At 73.2% G+C, this 16,520-nt stretch carries 20 protein-coding genes; 17 read left to right on the top strand and 3 right to left on the bottom strand.

Annotated elements, in window-relative coordinates; translation table 11 throughout:
* Nucleotides 1–22: 22 nt before the first annotated feature.
* Genes ABT232_RS31270 through ygfZ form a run of 3 tightly spaced genes read left to right on the top strand, consistent with a single transcriptional unit; the run spans nucleotide 23 to nucleotide 2,029 of the window.
* On the top strand, nucleotides 23–598 hold the full coding sequence (locus ABT232_RS31270) for a heme-binding beta-barrel domain-containing protein (RefSeq protein WP_351846117.1): 576 nt from the start codon (nucleotides 23–25) through the stop codon (nucleotides 596–598).
* A 17-nt stretch (nucleotides 599–615) separates the two neighbouring features.
* A complete protein-coding gene (locus tag ABT232_RS31265; protein WP_351846115.1) occupies nucleotides 616–1,053 on the top strand; it encodes a Fur family transcriptional regulator in 438 nt (145 codons plus the stop codon).
* Between the two features lie 10 nt (nucleotides 1,054–1,063).
* Nucleotides 1,064–2,029 carry a CAF17-like 4Fe-4S cluster assembly/insertion protein YgfZ gene (gene ygfZ / locus ABT232_RS31260; protein WP_351846113.1) on the top strand — a complete coding sequence of 322 codons (966 nt, stop codon included), beginning with the start codon at nucleotides 1,064–1,066 and terminating at the stop codon, nucleotides 2,027–2,029.
* Here ygfZ and dtd read toward each other — a convergent pair.
* Entirely contained in the window at nucleotides 2,026–2,451 is a 426-nt protein-coding gene (gene dtd / locus ABT232_RS31255) for a D-aminoacyl-tRNA deacylase (RefSeq protein WP_351846111.1), read from the bottom strand. The two genes, ygfZ and dtd, sit on opposite strands and share 4 nt — an antisense overlap.
* Nucleotides 2,452–2,587: 136 nt before the next feature.
* Between dtd and ABT232_RS31250 the strand changes: the two genes are divergently transcribed.
* From ABT232_RS31250 to ABT232_RS31215, 8 genes are all read left to right on the top strand, one after another.
* The gene (locus tag ABT232_RS31250) at nucleotides 2,588–3,253 is read left to right on the top strand and encodes an RsiG family protein (protein WP_351846108.1); all 666 of its coding nucleotides are present in this window, start codon (nucleotides 2,588–2,590) and stop codon (nucleotides 3,251–3,253) included.
* A 68-nt stretch (nucleotides 3,254–3,321) separates the two neighbouring features.
* Entirely contained in the window at nucleotides 3,322–4,578 is a 1,257-nt protein-coding gene (locus ABT232_RS31245; RefSeq protein ID WP_351846106.1) for a GNAT family N-acetyltransferase, read from the top strand.
* Between the two features lie 387 nt (nucleotides 4,579–4,965).
* Nucleotides 4,966–5,847: a winged helix-turn-helix domain-containing protein gene (locus ABT232_RS31240; RefSeq protein WP_351846103.1), complete on the top strand. Its 882-nt coding sequence runs from the start codon at nucleotides 4,966–4,968 to the stop codon at nucleotides 5,845–5,847.
* Entirely contained in the window at nucleotides 5,796–6,593 is a 798-nt protein-coding gene (locus tag ABT232_RS31235; protein ID WP_450871876.1) for an HAD family hydrolase, read from the top strand. The genes ABT232_RS31240 and ABT232_RS31235 overlap by 52 nt, the downstream gene beginning before the upstream one ends.
* Before the next feature lie 82 nt (nucleotides 6,594–6,675).
* Nucleotides 6,676–7,539: a GntR family transcriptional regulator gene (locus ABT232_RS31230; RefSeq protein ID WP_351846099.1), complete on the top strand. Its 864-nt coding sequence runs from the start codon at nucleotides 6,676–6,678 to the stop codon at nucleotides 7,537–7,539.
* A gap of 135 nt (nucleotides 7,540–7,674) precedes the next feature.
* Complete coding sequence (locus tag ABT232_RS31225; RefSeq protein WP_351846097.1) at nucleotides 7,675–8,676, top strand: phosphotransferase family protein; 1,002 nt, start codon at nucleotides 7,675–7,677, stop codon at nucleotides 8,674–8,676.
* 74 nt (nucleotides 8,677–8,750) lie between these two features.
* Entirely contained in the window at nucleotides 8,751–9,383 is a 633-nt protein-coding gene (locus ABT232_RS31220) for a TetR family transcriptional regulator (RefSeq protein WP_351846095.1), read from the top strand.
* A gap of 58 nt (nucleotides 9,384–9,441) precedes the next feature.
* Nucleotides 9,442–11,466, top strand: coding sequence for a HelD family protein (locus ABT232_RS31215; RefSeq protein WP_351846093.1), 2,025 nt, complete (start codon nucleotides 9,442–9,444; stop codon nucleotides 11,464–11,466).
* A gap of 23 nt (nucleotides 11,467–11,489) precedes the next feature.
* Here ABT232_RS31215 and ABT232_RS31210 read toward each other — a convergent pair whose 3' ends face one another.
* The gene (locus tag ABT232_RS31210; RefSeq protein ID WP_351846090.1) at nucleotides 11,490–12,350 is read right to left on the bottom strand and encodes a nitroreductase family deazaflavin-dependent oxidoreductase; all 861 of its coding nucleotides are present in this window, start codon (nucleotides 12,348–12,350) and stop codon (nucleotides 11,490–11,492) included.
* Nucleotides 12,351–12,541: 191 nt separating this feature from the next.
* On the opposite strand from ABT232_RS31210, the gene ABT232_RS31205 reads away from it, so the two are divergent.
* On the top strand, nucleotides 12,542–13,084 hold the full coding sequence (locus ABT232_RS31205; RefSeq protein ID WP_351846087.1) for an HAD domain-containing protein: 543 nt from the start codon (nucleotides 12,542–12,544) through the stop codon (nucleotides 13,082–13,084).
* On the opposite strand, the gene ABT232_RS31200 is transcribed toward ABT232_RS31205, so the two are convergent.
* Nucleotides 13,011–13,916: an NAD(P)-dependent oxidoreductase gene (locus ABT232_RS31200; protein ID WP_351846084.1), complete on the bottom strand. Its 906-nt coding sequence runs from the start codon at nucleotides 13,914–13,916 to the stop codon at nucleotides 13,011–13,013. The genes ABT232_RS31205 and ABT232_RS31200 overlap by 74 nt on opposite strands.
* Nucleotides 13,917–13,971: 55 nt before the next feature.
* On the opposite strand from ABT232_RS31200, the gene ABT232_RS31195 reads away from it, so the two are divergent.
* From ABT232_RS31195 to ABT232_RS31175, 5 genes are all read left to right on the top strand, one after another.
* Nucleotides 13,972–14,316, top strand: coding sequence for a winged helix-turn-helix transcriptional regulator (locus tag ABT232_RS31195; protein ID WP_351846081.1), 345 nt, complete (start codon nucleotides 13,972–13,974; stop codon nucleotides 14,314–14,316).
* Between the two features lie 133 nt (nucleotides 14,317–14,449).
* Complete coding sequence (locus ABT232_RS31190) at nucleotides 14,450–14,791, top strand: hypothetical protein (protein WP_351846078.1); 342 nt, start codon at nucleotides 14,450–14,452, stop codon at nucleotides 14,789–14,791.
* Between the two features lie 106 nt (nucleotides 14,792–14,897).
* Nucleotides 14,898–15,299, top strand: coding sequence for a helix-turn-helix domain-containing protein (locus tag ABT232_RS31185; RefSeq protein WP_351846075.1), 402 nt, complete (start codon nucleotides 14,898–14,900; stop codon nucleotides 15,297–15,299).
* Between the two features lie 78 nt (nucleotides 15,300–15,377).
* On the top strand, nucleotides 15,378–15,950 hold the full coding sequence (locus ABT232_RS31180) for a hypothetical protein (RefSeq protein WP_351846073.1): 573 nt from the start codon (nucleotides 15,378–15,380) through the stop codon (nucleotides 15,948–15,950).
* A 124-nt stretch (nucleotides 15,951–16,074) separates the two neighbouring features.
* A complete protein-coding gene (locus ABT232_RS31175; RefSeq protein ID WP_351846070.1) occupies nucleotides 16,075–16,410 on the top strand; it encodes a DUF2516 family protein in 336 nt (111 codons plus the stop codon).
* Nucleotides 16,411–16,520 lie beyond the last annotated feature (110 nt).

The raw sequence follows: 16,520 nt of genomic DNA, 5'->3' as shown, positions 1-16,520 counted from the left end.
CGACGCTAGGAAAACGCCGCTCATGATCGAGATCCCGTCCGACCTCCACAAGGACCTCGTCCCCCTCGCCTTCCTGCTCGGCAACTGGGCGGGAGCGGGTGTGCACGACTTCCCCGGCTCCGAGAAGTGCAACTTCGGGCAGGAGGTCACCTTCACCCACGACGGCCGTGACTTCCTGGAGTACAGCTCCCACACCTGGGTCCTGGACAACGACGGCAACAAGGTCCGCCCGCTGGAGTCCGAGCACGGCTTCTGGCGGATCGACGACGCCCGCAAGGTCGAGGTGACCCTGACCCGCGACGACGGCGTCATCGAGATCTGGTACGGCGAGCTGGCCCACCAGAAGCCGCAGATCGACCTGGTCACCGACGCCGTGGCGCGCACCGCCGCCTCCCGCCCCTACAGCGGTGGCAAGCGGCTGTACGGCTATGTGAAGAGCGACCTCATGTGGGTCGGCGAGAAGCAGACCCCCGAGGTCGAGCTGCGCCCCTACATGTCGGCGCACCTGAAGAAGGTCGTCACCCCGGAGGAGGTCGAGCGCTGGGCGAAGGCCCTGCCGGACGACCTTCCGGACGACGGCATCGCCTTCTTCAAGTAGCGGCCTAGACTTCCAGTGTGGTGAGCACCGACTGGAAGAGTGATCTGCGGCAGCGCGGTTACCGGCTGACGCCGCAGCGGCAACTTGTGCTCGAAGCCGTGGACACCCTGGAGCACGCGACCCCCGACGACATCCTCGTGGAAGTGAGGAAGACGGCGTCGGGGGTCAACATTTCCACGGTGTACCGGACGCTGGAGCTGCTGGAGGAGCTGGGGCTGGTCAGCCACGCCCATCTGGGGCACGGGGCGCCCACGTACCACCTCGCCGACCGGCACCATCACATCCATCTGGTCTGCCGCGACTGCACCAACGTCATCGAGGCGGATCTGAGCGTGGCCGCGGAGTTCACCGCCAAGCTGCGCGCGGAGTTCGGTTTCGACACGGACCTGAAGCACTTCGCGATCTTCGGCCGCTGCGAGGACTGTTCCCTGAAGAGTTCAAGTACCGAGTCGTAGGCTTGGAGCCATGAAGAGCCCTCTGCTGTTCCTGCCCGGCGCCGTCCCCGCCGAGGGCCTGGACGAAGGCGTCGCCGCCCACTACGGCGACCTGTTCCGCGAGCAGCGCGCCCTCGCCGACGGCGCCGGTTTCGTCGACCTCTCGCACCGCGGGGTCGTCACCGTCTCCGGCGCGGACCGGCTGAGCTGGCTGCATCTGCTGCTCACCCAGCACGTCAGCGAGCTGCCCACGGGTGAGGCCACCGAGGCCCTGATCCTCTCCGCGAACGGCCACATCGAGCACGCGCTGTACCTCGTCGACGACGGCGAGACGGTGTGGGCGCACATCGAACCCGGCACCCAGGACGCGCTGCTCCAGTACCTGGAGTCGATGAAGTTCTTCTACCGGGTCGAGGTCGCCGACCGCACCGCCGACTTCGCGGTCGTGCACCTGCCCGCCGGCTCCATCGCCGAGGTCCCGGACGGCGTCGTGGTCCGGGAGACCCCGTACGGCCGCGATCTCTTCCTGCCGCGGGAGCGGCTGGAGGAGTTCGCCGCGGCGTCCGGCCCGGCCGCCGGGATCCTGGCGTACGAGGCGCTGCGGGTGGAGCACCACCGCCCGCGGCTCGGCTTCGAGACCGACCACCGCACCATCCCGCACGAGCTGGGCTGGATCGGCAGCGCGGTGCATCTGCAGAAGGGCTGCTACCGCGGTCAGGAGACCGTCGCCCGGGTGCAGAACCTGGGCAAGCCGCCGCGCCGCCTGGTCTTCCTGCACCTGGACGGCAGCGAGGTCCATCTGCCGCCGGCCGGCACCGAGATCCGCCTCGCGGACGACGGCCCCGACGGGCGGAAGATCGGCTTCATCACCACCTCGGTCCGCCATCACGAGCTGGGCCCGGTCGCGCTCGCGCTGGTCAAGCGGAACGTGGCCGTGGACGCCCGGCTGGTGGCCGGTGACACGGCCGCCGCCCAGGAAGTCGTCGTGGCCCCCTAGATCTCCACGAGCACGGTGAACGGGCCGTCGTTCGTCAGCGACACCCGCATCTGCGCGCCGAACCGGCCCGTCGCCACCGTCGCGCCCAGCGCGCGCAGTTGCGCCACCACCTCGTCGACCAGCGGTTCGGCGACCGGGCCGGGGGCGGCCGCGTTCCAGGTGGGGCGGCGGCCCTTGCGGGCGTCGCCGTAGAGGGTGAACTGGCTGATCACCAGGAGCGGGGCGTCGATGTCGCTGCACGACTTCTCGTCGTGCAGCATCCGCAGGGACCAGAGCTTGCGGGCCAGTTGGGCCGCCTTCTGCGGGGTGTCGTCGTGGGTCACGCCCACCAGGACGCACAGGCCCTCGCCGATGATCTCCCCGACGGTCCGGCCGTCCACCACGACGCTCGCGCCGTCCACCCTCTGCACCACAGCTCGCATATGACCATCATGCCGTGGCTGCTTTTCGATCCCTAACCGGTCCATGTGGGGCCGTTCGGGGGCACTCGGTCACATAGCGGCCACGAGGGGTGGCACGATGCTCTCCACACACCGGTCGAGGGGACGGTAGAGGCACATGAGCACACCGAGCACGGGTGAGGACGTGGGGACGGTGCGCCCGCCCGCGCAGCGCACCGACAGTCCCGGCCGCCCCGACAACGACGGCCGCCCCGACAACGACGGCCGCCCCGACAGCGACGGCCGCCCCGACAGCGACGGCCGGCCACCACTGCTGCCGGAGCCGCCCGAGCACGACCTGCCCGCGCTGAGCCTGCCCGAGCTGCGCACCCTGCGCCGGGACGCCCAGCGCGACGAGGCGGACCTGAGCTATGTGCGGCGGCTGCTCCAGGGGCGGATCGACATCCTGCGCGCGGAGCTGGCGCGGCGCGGGCCGACGTCCGTGGTGGCGGTCGGCGCCGGGTCCGTGGTGGAGCGGCTGCCGGAGATCCTGACCGACGCCCCGGCCCGGCACCGCTCCTCGGCCCGTCATGTGACGCTGGGGACTCCGCAGAGCGAGGAGTACCGGCGGCTGGCGGCCGAGATGCTGGGGGAGGTGGAGCTGTCCGCGCTGGACGCCCGTACCGATCCGGAGCTGACCGACGGGATCGGGCGGCTCGTCCGGTACGAGCAGCAGGTCTCGCGGCGCCGCCAGGGCCTCCAGCGCACGGCCGACGACTGCAGCGCGGAGATCGCCCGGCGCTACCGGGACGGGGAGGCGCAGGTCGACGACCTGCTGCTGTGAGGGCGGTCCCGGCCGGACAGGGGTAAAAGCGCGCGACGGGTCTGGCGCCCGGCGCCTACCGTGGCGCCATGAGCGACCGCGACGACCTCGACATCCGTCCGATCACCGAGGACGAGAAGCCCGCCTGGCTGCGGGCGATGGCCACGGGCTTTCTGCGCAGCGACGAACTGTCCGAGGAGGAGATCGCCGGCCGGGCCTCCGGTGTGATCGCGAGCCGCACCCTCGGCGCCTTCGACGACGGGCGGTGCGTGGCGACGCTGCGGTCGTTCCCGCAGCAGCTGACGGCCGTCGGCGGAGCGCTGGTGGCCGCCGACGCCGTCACCAATGTGACCGTCGCCCCGACGCACCGCCGGCGCGGGCTGCTCACCACGATGATGGGCCGGGACCTGGCGGCGGCGAAGGTGCGCGGGGACGTGGTGGCGACGCTGATCGCCGCCGAGTACCCGATCTACGGGCGGTACGGCTTCGGGCCGGCCACCTCGACCGCCGTGTGGACCGTGGACGTGCCGCGCGCCGGGCTCGACCCGCGCCGGCCGGGGCCGGAGGACGGCGGGCGGATCGATCTGATCGACGGCGCCGAGGTCCGCGCGCTGGGCCCGGAGCTGTACGAGCGGGTGCGGCGGGCGCAGCCGGGCGCGGTGGACCGCGGCGAGCGGTGGTGGCGGATCGACACCGGCGAGCTGCGGGTGATGCCGCAGTGGACCCGGCCGTTCTACGCGGTGTACCGCTCGCCCGGTGGCGAGGTCGCGGGGATGGTCGCGTACACCGCCGACGACAAGTGGGGCGACGCCAAGCAGCCGCTGAACACCGCCACGGTGAGGTGGCTGATCGCGGCCACCCCGCAGGCCGAGCGGGCGCTGTGGCGGTTCCTGTGCTCGATCGACTGGGTCACCCGGGTGAAGTCGGGCTGGCGGGCCCCGGACGACCTGCTGCCGCTGTTCCTGCCGGACCCGCGGGCCGCCCGGATCACTACGCAGGCGGACTGGATGTGGGTGCGGATCCTGGACGTCGTGGCGGCGCTGGAGGCGCGTACGTACGCGGGGGCCGGTGAGCTGGTGCTGGAGGTCGTGGACGCCGGCGGGTTCACGGGCGGGCGGTATCTGCTGGAGGCGTCGGCGGACGGGCGGGGGGCCTGTGCGGTGACGCGGCGCGCGCCCGATCTGACGCTGGACGTGGCCGACCTCGGGGCGCTGTGGCTGGGGGACGAGTCGGCGGTGCGGCTGGCGGCCGTGGGGCGGGTGCGGGAGACACGAGCGGGCGCCGCCCGGGTGGCCGACGCCCTGCTGCGCACGTCCAGGCGTCCATGGTGCCCGGACTCGTTCTGAGCCTCCTCGACGTCGTCGGTCCGACGGGTTCACGCATCCGTAGCGTGCTCTTCAGTTGTGGTGGCCCACCCGTGGGTGGGGTGCTGCGACCGGCCGGGCTCCCGGCTCCCCTCCGGAGAGGAGTCCGGCCAACCTTCGGTAAGTACGACCATGTTGCTTCGAGTTGGTGCCAACTTCTCTGTACTTATCTCCACTTGGGGGCGGCTCATAACCACCCGGTGCTGAAATGCCTCAAGATGGCGAGAAGTTGTGCTGGGCGATGAGCTGAAACCGGCCAAGGTCCATGGGGTGCGAACAGCTCCGACCTGCGGTTCGCCGCCTGACGCCGGTTGGCGGCCAACTCGCAAACAACTCCCGAAAGATGGCTGTGAGTTGTAGCGTTCGGGTGTGACCCAGGAGAACGTGGCAGTGGACGGCGCCCGGCGGCGCACGGCGCAGGAGATCGCCGCCCAGCTGCGCGAACGCATCCGCGACGGACAGCTCAGACCCGGCGACCGGCTGCCCACCCAGGCCGAGCTGGCCGAGCGGTTCGGCGTCGAGCGCGGCACCGTCCGCCAGGCCCTGCGCGCCCTGCACGAGGACGGCCTGCTCAGCCATGTCACCAAGGGCAGCCCGCCGCGCGTCGCCGGCCCCGCGCTGCCCGCCGCCGAGGTGCCCCAGCCCGTGATGGTGGGCCTCGCGCCCCGGCTCACGCACGCCTTCACCGCCCGGCACGTGCGGATCGACGCCGTCTGCCTGACCGCCGAGACCCTGATGCTGGCGCTCGGCGAGCCGCTCCGCCTGATCCACGAGGGCCGGATCCGCCCCGAGTCCGTCGACGCCCGGATCCTGCTGCCCTCCCGTGACATCAACCTGGCCTTCCCGGTCCCGGTCGAACAGCACGAGGACGGCGACCCCGACCCGGTCCACCAGCGCTGGCTGGCGATGCGCAACGCCCAGGGCCACGTCCTGCGCCACAACCTCCGGACACTGCGCGCCTCGCACGGCATCGACGTCCGGGTGTCGTTCCGGGCGCTGCCGTTCACCCCGCCGGTGAAGCTGTACCTGCTCAACGGCGAGGAGGCGCTGATCGCGTACTACATGCTGGGCCGCCGCGAGGAGCCCACCGACGCCGGCCCGGTGCCCACCTACGACGTGCGCGCCACCGAGTCGCTGCTGTTCTCCTTCGACCGGACGGCCGGGCGGCGCGATGCCTCGTTCGTGGACGAATCGCAGAAGTGGTTCGACGCCCTCTGGGAAACCATCACCCGGGACCTGACACTCTCCTAGTGACTTCTGATACGACACGGACCGAACCGGTGGCGAGTCCGACCGACCGGCTGCGGGAACTGGTCACCCGTGCCGATGTCGTGCTGTGGGACTTCGACGGACCGATCTGCCGGCTGTTCGCCGGACATCCGGCACCCGCGGTCGCCGGTGAACTGGTGCGCTGGCTGGACGGGCGCGGGCTGGGCGGACTGCTGAGCGAGGAGGAGCGCGGCACCGCCGACCCGCAGGTGGTGCTGCGCGCCGCGGGCCGTGCGGGGCTCGGACCGGCGGTGGTCGCGGAGCTGGAGGAGCGCCTCACCCAGGAGGAGCTGAGAGCCACCGCCACCGCCATGCCGACCGCCTGGGCCGACCCGCTGATCCGCACCTGGACCGCGGTCGGCGCCCGGCCGGCCGTGGTCTCCAACAACTCCCCGCGGGTGGTCGGCGCCTACCTCGCCGGCCGGGGCCTGGCCGGGTGCTTCGGCCCGCACGTCTACGGCCGCGACACGGACCTGCACCGCCTCAAACCGGACCCCTACCACCTCGACCGCGCCCTGGCCGCGCTCGCCGCCGCCCCGGCCGGCGCCCTGTTCATCGGCGACACCCCCACCGACCACGAGGCGGCCCGGCGGGCGGGCGTCGCCTTCCTGGGCTACGCGAGGAACGACCGCAAGGCCGGGCTGCTGCGGGAGGCGGGCGCGCGCGACCTGGTCGGCTCGCTGGAGCCGGTGCTGAAGGTGCTCAGGACGCGGGCGCGGCCCACGTAGGAGCGCGGGGCCGTATCGGTCCGCGGCTCCGCCGCGTGGGCGCGCCCAGCCACATACGGCCGCAACCGAAGGAAGACAGCACGTGGATGTCAGCAGGAAGCCCTCGCCCGACGAGATCGCCGGCACGCTCAAGGCCCGCATCCGCGAGGGACGCCTGGAGGCGGGCGCCAAGCTGCCCACCCAGGCCGAACTGGCCGCGGAGTTCGGCGTGGAGCGGACGACCGTGCGCCGGGCGCTGCGCGCCCTGCACGAGGCGGGCTGGCTGACCGGCGTCAGCAAGGGCAGCCCGCCGACCGTCGCCGGGCCGCCGGCCGCCGGCGAGGAGCCGCAGCCCACCCTGGTCGCCCTCGCGCCCCGGCTGGAGGCCGCGTTCGCCGAGCCGCGGGTGCGGATCGACGCGGCCTGCCTCACCGCCGAGACGCTGCTGCTCGCGATGCACGCGCCGATGGCGCTGATCGAGTCCGGCCGGGTCCGCCCGGAGTCCGTCGAGGCCCGCATCCTGCTGCCGCACAAGGACGTCCGGCTGCTCCACCCGTCGCCCGCCGAGGGCTGGGGCGCGGACGCGGCGGCCGACGAGGCGGTGCACCGGCGGTCGGTGGCCCAGTACGTCGCCCAGGTCACGGTGTTGCGCCAGTACTTCCGCACGCTCCGCGCCGACCACGGCATCCCCGCGGTCGTCCGCTTCCGGACCGTGCCCAACACCCCGCCGCAGAAGGTGTACCTGCTCAACGGGTCCGAGGCGCTGCTCGCGTTCTACATCCCGGCCCGCCGGACCGTGGAGGTCGAGTCGGAGCCGCGTGAGCTGTGGGACGCGTGGGGCACGCAGTCGCTGCTCTTCCGGCACCACGCGGCCCACGGCGAGCGGGACGCGCTGTTCGTGGCGGAGGCGCGGAAGTGGTTCGACGCACTGTGGGAGATGCAGGGACAGGACCTGCGGGAGCCGTAACCTCCGGCCATGTCCCCCGCGTCACCCGTGCCACCCGCGCCGTCCGCGCCGTCCGCGCCGTCCGTGTCCCCGCGACCGAGGGAGGCTCTCGTACGGCGTCTGCTGAGGCGTCGGCTGCACGGCTCGGGCGGGGCCTTGACGGTCCTCAGGGGCCACCACAACACCAACTACGTGCTGCGTGGCGGCCTGCTGCTCGCCCTGCTGCTCGGCGCCGTCCCCTACGCCCGGGTCAAGTACCGGGTGCCGCTGGCGAGCGTCGAGGTGGTGCCGCGGATCTGGCCGCGAGAGGCGGAGGTGCTGGACGTCGTCTGCCGGTATCTGCGCGAGGTGCCGCGCTGTCTGGCCGTCCTCGGCGACCACTCGGTGCACCGCTACCGGACGGGCCGGGCGCTGAGCGAACACAATCCCGACGGCGTCGTCGACGAACGGCTGATGGCCGAGTTCGCCGCGTTCTTCGTGCGGACCGCCCAGGTGCCCGTCGAGGAGCTGCCCGCGCCGCCAGAGGACTGGCCGGCGGACGGCGACAGCGACGGGTTCCTGCACCGGCTGGCCCGTTTCACCGAGCAGCGGGTGCACCGGCCCAACCGCGACCGGTTCGGGGCGCTGTTCGACGCGGTGGGCATCCCCGGGGACGCGATGGCCGTCTTCCGCGCGCACCACCGGGGGCTCGCCTCGCGGCCGTTCCGGCTGCTGCACACCGACGTCCACCGCGCCAACGTGGTCGTCCGCCGGGGCCGGATCACCGTCATCGACTGGGAGCTGGCGCTGTACGGCGACCCGCTGCACGACCTGGCCACCCACATCGTCCGCATGGGCTACGGCAAGGAGGAGCAGCGGCGCATGACCGGGCTGTGGGCGCGGGCCATGACGGACGCCGGGCTGCGCGAGCTCACCGCCGGGCTGGAGGAGGACCTCGGGGCGTACGTGGCCTTCGAGTACGCCCAGTCGGTCTTCCCGGACACCATGCGGGCGGCCCTCGCGCTGCCGGAGCGCCCGGCGGCGGCCGAGCTGCGGGCGGCGGCCGAGCGGGTGGGCCGGGCACTGGGCCGGGCGCGCGAGCCGCTGCGGCTGGTGGACGTACCGGACGCCGAGCGGATCGCGGAGGCCCTGCGCGCCTGGCGCGCCGCCTCGGCCTGAGGCCGGCGCCGGGCGGCTGTGCGGGGCGGCTGTGCGGGGCGGCTGTGCCGGCCGGCGACCGTAGGCTCGGGGTCATGGGTGAGAGCGGGCTGCGGGAGCGCAAGCGGCAGCGGATGTACCAGGTGGTGTCGGACGTCGCGATCGGGCTGTTCCTGGAGAAGGGGTTCGACGCGGTGTCGGTGGCCGAGGTGGCGGCCGCGGCGGAGATCTCCAAGCCGACGCTGTTCCGGTACTTCCCGGCCAAGGAGGACCTGGTCCTGCACCGGATCGCCGATCACGAGGGCGAGGCGGCGCGGGTGGTGGCCGGGGCGTCCGGTGCGCCGCTGACCGCGCTGCGGCGGCACTTCCTCGACGGCCTCGACCGGCACGACCCGGTCACCGGGCTCAGTGACCACCCCCAGGTGCTGGCCTTCCACACCCTCCTCTACGGCACTCCGGCCCTGGTCGCCCGCGCCCACTCCCATATGGAGCGCGCGGAGGCCGCGCTCGCCGAGGCCCTCGGCGGCGATCTGGAGGCGCGGCTGGCGGCCGGGCAGATCACCGCGGTCCGGCGCGTGCTCGCGCAGGAGAACTGGCGGCGGATGGCGGCGGGGGAGCGGGCGGCGGACGTGCACGGGGACGCCGTCGCGGCGGCCGGGCGGGCCTTCGACGTGCTGGATGTCGCCTTCCCGCACCTCGCCGGCTCACGATCCGGAGAGAGGACCTGAGATAGGTGACTCGGTAAAAAATTTAACTCGGTCACGTTACTCCGGTACGCTCGCCGGAATGACACCACCCGACGCCGCCCTCCGCGAAGCCCTCCGCCTCGAACGCGCCCACCACGACCGCTGCCGCGCCGCCCTCGCCGCGATGGTCGAGGGAGCCCAGGAACAGGTCGTCACCGGCGAGGACGTCTCCGCCTCCGGCGCCGACGCCGAAGTGCTCGGGTACCGGCTGCGCAGCCAGGCCAAGGAGCTGCGGGAACTCCCCGAAGGGCCGCTGTTCTTCGGACGGCTCGACTTCACGCCCGACACCGGTCACGGCAGCCTGCACATCGGCCGGCTGCGGATCGGCGAACACCCCACCGCCCCGCCCCTGGTGGTGGACTGGCGGGCCCCCGTCTCGCGGGCCTTCTACCAGGCCGGCGCCCGCGACCCGCAAGGCGTCGCCGTCCGCCGCCGCTTCGGCTGGGCCCCCGGCAGCCGGGGCGACTCCGCCGATCTGACCGGCCTGGAGGACGAGCACCTGGGCCGGGGCGAGAGCCGGGCCGGCGAGATCGTCGCCCGGGAGATCGAACGCCCGCGCGTCGGGCCGATGCGGGACATCGCCGCCACCATCCAGCCCGAGCAGGACGACCTGGTCCGGGCGGACGCGGCCGCCTCGGTGTGCGTGCAGGGCGCCCCCGGCACCGGCAAGACCGCCGTCGGCCTGCACCGCGCCGCCTACCTGCTCTACACCCACCCGCAGCGCGTCCGGCGCGGCGGACTGCTCATCCTCGGCCCCAACCGCACCTTCCTCTCCTGGATCGCCGAGGTGCTGCCCGCCCTCGGCGAGACCGGCGTCCGGCAGTCCACCGTCCAGGACGAGATCGCCCGGCACCCGGTCACCGGCACCGACGACGGGCGGGCCGCCGCCGTCAAGCACGACGCCCGGATGGCCGAGGTGCTGCGCCGGGCGCTGTACGCGCGGGCCCGCCCCGAGGCGTGCGCCGACCCCCTCGACGTGCCGGACGGCTCCTCGCGGCGGCGGGTCACCGCGGCGGAGCTGCGGGCGATCGTGGCGGACGTGCGCGCCGAGCAGCCCCCGTACGCCGTCGCACGGGAGCGGGTCCGGGCGCGGGTGGTGGCGGCGGTGCGGGCCCGAGCCGAGCGGCACGGCCAGACGTGCACCACCGCCTGGGTGCGGCGGATCGAGCGGACCCGGCCGCTCACGGCCTGGCTGGACGCCGTATGGCCGAAGGTGCGGCCCGAGGAGGTGGTCGCCGGGCTGCTCGGCGATCCGACGGCGCTCGCGGAGGCCGCCGACGGGCTGCTGGACGCCGAGGAGCAGCGGGCCCTGCGGTGGGCGCGGCCGCCGCGCTCCTGGAGGTCGGCGCGCTGGTCGGCCGCCGACCTGGTCCTCCTCGACGAGGTCGCCGGTCTCATCGAGCGCCCCGCCGGCTACGGCCATGTCGTCGTCGACGAGGCGCAGGACCTGTCCCCGATGGAGTGCCGGGCCGTCGCCCGCCGCTCCGCCCACGGCTCCCTCACCGTCCTCGGCGACCTGGCCCAGGGCACCACGCCGTGGGCCGCCCGCGACTGGCCCGGCCTGCTGCGTCACCTCGGCAAGCCGGACGCGGCCGTGGTCCCGCTGACCACCGGCTTCCGGGTCCCGGCGACGGTCCTCGCGCTCGCCAACCGGCTGCTGCGCCGGCTGGACGTCGCCGTCCCCGAGCCCGTGTCGCTGCGCCGCGACGGCGAGCTGGCGGTGGTCCGGACGGACGACGTGCCGGGCACGGTGGTGACGGCCGTGCGCGACGCCCTGGAACGCGAGGGTTCCATCGGTGTCGTCGCCGCCGGCCCCGATGTGCCCCGGCTGCGGGAGGCGCTGGCCGGGGCCGGGATCGCGGCGGCGGGCGAGGAGGCGGTGGGCGCGCGGGTCGCGGTGGTGCCCGCGAGCCTGGTCAAGGGCCTGGAGTACGACCATGTCGTCGCCGTCGAGCCGGCGGCGATCGCGGAGGCCGAGGAGCGCGGGCCGCACCGGCTGTACGTGGTGCTGACCCGGGCGGTGTCGGCGCTGACCGTGGTGCACGCGCGGCCACTGCCGTTCTAGCCCGCCCGCCGCCCCCCCCCCGGCTACCGCGGCGCCGCCTGGAAGGCGTCGAGCAGCGGTATCAACTGCTCCTCCTCGTAGCTCAGATGGGCCTCGAGATCGGTGGTCAGCCGCTCGACCTCGGCGCGGGCGGCCACCGGGTCGGCCGTCTCCTCCACCGCCCGGCGCAACTCCGCCACCAGGACGGCGATCCGCTCGTGCTCCTCGCGCAGCCGCGCGAGCACCGGGGCGATCTCCGGGTGGCGGTCGGCGAGGTGGGGGAAGAGCATCAGGTCCTCGCCGGTGTGGTGGTTGTGCAGACCGTGGCAGAAGGTGAGGCAGTTGGCCCGCAGCTGGGCGCCCAGAGCGGAACCGGTGCCGTTCATCTCCTTCCGCAGCAGGGCGAGTTCGCGGCGGAAAGCGTCGTGCACCACCTTGATCGCCTCGCCCATCGAGCCGGCGTTGATGTTCCCCGGCCCGCCGTCCGTGAGGGCGGTCAGGGCGACCACCGGGATCACCCGCCCGCCCGCCTTCTCCTCGTACTCCGCCCAGCCCGCATCGCTCTCCACGGCCCGTGCGAAGGCCGCGTCGCGCTCCGCGCCGGTGAGCGGCACGGCCTGTGCCTGATAGGTGAAGGCTCCGCTCTCCACGGTCACTTCGGGATGCGCGAGCAGATTGTGGTACCAGGCCGGATGCCGGGGCGAGCCGCCTGCCGAGGCGATCACCAGGATGCGCTCGGGGCCGTCGGGGAGATATCCGACGGGGGTGGTGTGGGGCCTGCCGGAACGGGCGCCGGTGGTGGTCAGCAGGACCAGCCGGGCGTTTGCGAACATGCCGCTCAGGCGGCCGCGGCCGGCCCGGAACTCGTCGATGATCCGTTGGTTGAAGTCGTTGGGGTCGGGCATGTGTCGTCCTTCTCCGTGTGTCCGTGGATGTCACTGGTCGCGGAAAGCACAGAGAAGGAGGCGGGCCTCTCGCCCGCCCCGGTGGCCTCACTCAGAGGCCGGGCACCCGATCCGCTCACGGCACAAGGCCGACCCGGCAGTCATGGCAGGGACGGTAGCGGCGGGCGGCGAAGTGCGGCAAGGTCTTTTCCGTGCGCGCACTGCTCTTCCTCGACGTCGACGGGACGCTGCTGCCGTTCGGGTCGGACCGGCCCTACCCGACGTACGAGGGGCCGCGCGGCCTGCCCGCCGACCATCCGCTGCTGCACCGCGTCGACCCGGCGCTCGGCCCCCGGCTGCTCGGCCTGGGCTGCGCGCCGGTGTGGGCGACGACCTGGCTGGACGACGCCAACACCACCCTCGCGCCGTGGCTCGGGCTGCCGCCGCTGCCCGTGCTGGACCTGGTGGACGCGGAGGAGCCGCCGCGCGGGGGACGGCACTGGAAGACCCGGCCGGTCGTCGCCCGGGCCGCGGGCCGGCCGTTCGTCTGGGTCGACGACGAGATCACCGGCACCGACCGGGCCTGGGTGGCCGCCCATCACCCCGGCCCGGCCCTGCTGCACCGCGTCGACCACCGGTACGGCCTGACGGAGGCCGACTTCGCGGTGGTGCGGGCCTGGCTCAGGGACGCCGGGTGCGGCCCAGAACCTCCGCCACCCGCAGGAAGCCGTCCGAGCCGTGGCCCAGCCCGATGACCCGGCGGGCCTGCCCCTCCACGGCCCGCATCACACCCGCGTCGATGCCGTGCGCCTCCGAGGTGTGGACGATGTGCGCCATCGAGGAGGCCGCCGAGGTGATCGGGTTCAGCTCGCCCGAGTAGCTGCCCCTGTCCACGTCGCCCGCGAACTCCTCGAACAGCGGCGGCAGGATGGCGGCGATGCCCTGCGCGAACGGGGCCAGCTCGACCGCCGAGACGCCCTCGGCGCGGGCCACGGCCACCGCGTGCGCGAAGCCGGCCATCGACGTCCAGAACACGTCCAGCAGCGCGATGTCGTAGGCCGCCGCCCGGCCGATGTCCTCGCCGAGGTGGGTGTGGGTGCCGCCGAGCGCGTCCAGGACCGGCCGGATCTCGGCGTACAGCTCGGCGGGGCCGCTGTGCAGGAAGACGCCGGCCGGGGTGCCGATGGTGGTGGCCGGGGTCATGATCGCGCCGTCCAGGTAGCGGATGCCGTGCCGGGCGGCCCAGTCGCCGGTGTCGCGGGCCCGGTCCGGGGTGTCCGCGCTGAGACTGACGAGCGTACGGCCCTTCAGGGCGGCGGTGACCGGGTCGCTGCGCAGGACGGCGTCGGAGGCGTCGTAGTCGACGACGCAGATGACGGTCAGCTCGCTGTGCGCGACCGCCTCCTGCGCCGACCGCGCCCCTCGCGCGCCGCGCGCCACCAGATCGGCGTCCCGGCCGGGGGTGCGGTTCCAGACGGTGGTGCGCACTCCGGCGTCCAGGAAGGCGCCGGCCAGGGCGCGGCCCATGGGGCCCAGGCCGAGGACGGTGACGGAAGTGGACGCGAGGTCCATGGCGTTGGTGGACATGAGGAAGCTCCTGCTGTTCTCAGACAAACGACAAAGCGTGACGAATGGGGCGAAGATGACGCGCAGCCGGGCCCGGGACCTGAACGTCTGCGGTGTGACCGCCGCGATCTCGGTGATCGACGGGAAGTGGAAGACGGCCCTGCTGTGGCTGCTCGAGTCGGGCCCGCAGCGCCCCGGCGAACTGCGCCGGAAGCTGCCGGGCCTCAGCGAGAAGGTGCTGACTCAGGCGCTGCGGGAGATGGCGGAGGACGGTCTGGTGCACCGGGAGGCGCACGACGTCCTGCCGCCGAAGACGGTGTACTCGCTCACCGGCTTCGGGCGTGAACTGTCCGAGGCTCTCGCTCCTCTCTCCGACTGGGGCCACCGCCGCCTGGAACGGCTCACGGAGGCGGCGTCCTGATCACCTGATCACCTGGGACCAGCCTCGTACCGGCGCCGGATGCTGCCAAGTACCCACTTTTTTGTGGGTGTTCGCACCCCGCCGGGCGGCCCGGCCCGGTGCGTGCCATGCTGGAATCCGAGGAGGAGATGCCATGTCAGCGATGTTCGAGCTGGCGGACGGTGGCATCGGGGTGATGCCCGACCCCTCGGACAACCCCGATGGTCACAACGTCCCGCACCACGACGCCGGCACACGGATCAGCTTCGAGCTCGGCAACGTCGGCGACGCCGGCGGGAACGCCCGGGTCACCGTCGAGTGCGACGGCAATGTCGTCGGCTCCGAGTGGAACTCGCAGTTCCTCGACCCCGGCAACGCCGACACCGGCCTGGTCAGCCTCGGCCGTCTCGGTCCGGGTTCGCACAACGTGCTGATCTTCGTCAATCCGGGCTCCGGCTCCAGAGACCACCAGGAGAACACCTTCGAGGTCGCCTGATCCCGGCCGCCTCCGCGGCGCCGCCGTCCTCCGGGGCGGCGGCGTTGTTGCACTCTTGCAAGCAGGGTGCTTGCAATTGTTAGCGGGGTTGCGGCATGGTGGAGGCATGGCATCGCTCAACGTCGGCAATCTCGGTGACTATCTGCGCGAGCAGCGGCGCAGCGCGCAGCTGTCGCTGCGGCAGCTCGCCGAGGCCGCCGGGGTGTCCAATCCGTATCTGAGTCAGATCGAGCGCGGGCTGCGCAAGCCGAGCGCGGAGGTGCTCCAGCAGGTCGCCAAGGCGCTGCGGATCTCCGCCGAGACGCTGTACGTGCGGGCCGGGATCCTCGACGCCGAGCGGGACCGCGACGAGGTCGAGACCAGGGCGGTCATCCTCGCCGATCCCACGCTGAACGAGCGGCAGAAGCAGGTGCTGCTCCAGGTCTACGACTCGTTCCGCAAGGAGAACGGCCACGACACCGCCAGCGCCGACGGGAGCGACGCCGGTCCGCAGCAGACGGCCGGTTGACCGGACCAGGGAAAGACCGGCCGGCGGCCGCGGACCGCCGAAACCCTCAGCCGAAAGCGATCCGGGAGGACCATCACCATGGCCATCACCGACGACCTGCGCAAGACCTTCAGCGACCCGACCCCGCTCTACTTCGCCGCCGGTACGGCCGACCTCGCCCTCCAGCAGGCCAGGAAGGTGCCCGGCCTGGTCGAGCAGCTGCGCGCGGAGGCCCCGGCCCGTATCGAGGCGGTCCGCAACACCGACCCCAAGGCCGTCCAGGAGAAGGCCACCGCCCGCGTCAAGGAGACGCAGGAGACCCTCCAGACCAAGGTCAACGAGCTGATCGGCTCCCTCGACGTCGACCTGAAGAAGTTCGGCGAGACCGCCCAGGACCTCGCCCTGCGCAGCGTCGGCGTGGCCGCGGAGTACGCCGTGAAGGCGCGCGAGGCCTACGAGCGGGTCGCCGAGCACGGCGAGCAGGCCGTGCGGACCTGGCGCGGCGAGGCCGCCGAGGGCATCGAGGACCTGGCCGTGGCCGTCGAGCCGGAGCCCGCGCCGAAGCCGGAGCCGGTCGCCGTCAGCGAGGAGCCGGCCGCGAAGCCGGCCCCGGCGAAGAAGGCCCCGGCCCGCAAGACCACCGCGAAGAAGACGACACCGCCGGTCAAGTGACGGCGAACGGGGACGGTCCGGGCACTCGGAGGGTGCCCGGCCCGTTGTCCGGGTAGCGGGACGACGGTTGCGGGTACGGTGACCGCGTAAGGACGAGCCGAGTCGGGTGGTGGACGTTGTGCTGATGCAGGGTTTCGCTGGGTTCCTGTGGCTGCTGAACCTGGCCCTGATCCTTTTCAGCGGCTTCGCGCTGATCGACGCCGCCACGCGCCGTGACGACGCCTACCGCGCCGCCGACAAGCAGACCAAGACCTTCTGGCTGATCATCCTGGCGCTCGCCTTCGTGGTCAGCCTGATCTTCGGGGTGCTGTCGTTCCTGCCGATCATCGGCCTGATCGCGACCATCGTGTACATGGTCGACGTCCGCCCGGCCCTGCGCGGCCTGCCCGGCGGCGGCCGCAGCCGCCGCGGCGGCTCCAGCAGCGACGGTCCGTACGGGCCGTACAACGGGGGCCGCTGAGCCGCCGGGCGGCCCTTAGGGGGCGTCTCGCCGATCATGCCGGGCTCCCGGCGTCTGGCACCGCGCCTCGCCGCGTTGTCGTCGGTTGCCATGGCTCCGCCATGCCGCCC

It is taken from the genome of Streptomyces sp. NPDC001532 (assembly GCF_040298625.1).
Taxonomy (GTDB): Bacteria; Actinomycetota; Actinomycetes; order Streptomycetales; family Streptomycetaceae; genus Streptomyces.
The sequence above is the reverse complement of the archived record's forward strand: the minus strand, read 5'-3'. Positions and strand labels throughout refer to the sequence as shown.

Coding starts and splice junctions, on each gene's coding strand:
- ABT232_RS31270 (WP_351846117.1), top strand. CDS start 23: ATGATCGAGATCCCGTCCGACCTCCACAAGGACCTCGTCCCCCTCGCC.
- ygfZ (WP_351846113.1), top strand. CDS start 1,064: ATGAAGAGCCCTCTGCTGTTCCTGCCCGGCGCCGTCCCCGCCGAGGGC.
- dtd (WP_351846111.1), bottom strand. CDS start 2,451: ATGCGAGCTGTGGTGCAGAGGGTGGACGGCGCGAGCGTCGTGGTGGAC.
- ABT232_RS31250 (WP_351846108.1), top strand. CDS start 2,588: ATGAGCACACCGAGCACGGGTGAGGACGTGGGGACGGTGCGCCCGCCC.
- ABT232_RS31245 (WP_351846106.1), top strand. CDS start 3,322: ATGAGCGACCGCGACGACCTCGACATCCGTCCGATCACCGAGGACGAG.
- ABT232_RS31220 (WP_351846095.1), top strand. CDS start 8,751: ATGGGTGAGAGCGGGCTGCGGGAGCGCAAGCGGCAGCGGATGTACCAG.
- ABT232_RS31215 (WP_351846093.1), top strand. CDS start 9,442: ATGACACCACCCGACGCCGCCCTCCGCGAAGCCCTCCGCCTCGAACGC.
- ABT232_RS31210 (WP_351846090.1), bottom strand. CDS start 12,350: ATGCCCGACCCCAACGACTTCAACCAACGGATCATCGACGAGTTCCGG.
- ABT232_RS31200 (WP_351846084.1), bottom strand. CDS start 13,916: ATGTCCACCAACGCCATGGACCTCGCGTCCACTTCCGTCACCGTCCTC.
- ABT232_RS31195 (WP_351846081.1), top strand. CDS start 13,972: ATGACGCGCAGCCGGGCCCGGGACCTGAACGTCTGCGGTGTGACCGCC.
- ABT232_RS31190 (WP_351846078.1), top strand. CDS start 14,450: ATGTCAGCGATGTTCGAGCTGGCGGACGGTGGCATCGGGGTGATGCCC.
- ABT232_RS31185 (WP_351846075.1), top strand. CDS start 14,898: ATGGCATCGCTCAACGTCGGCAATCTCGGTGACTATCTGCGCGAGCAG.
- ABT232_RS31180 (WP_351846073.1), top strand. CDS start 15,378: ATGGCCATCACCGACGACCTGCGCAAGACCTTCAGCGACCCGACCCCG.
- ABT232_RS31175 (WP_351846070.1), top strand. CDS start 16,075: ATGCAGGGTTTCGCTGGGTTCCTGTGGCTGCTGAACCTGGCCCTGATC.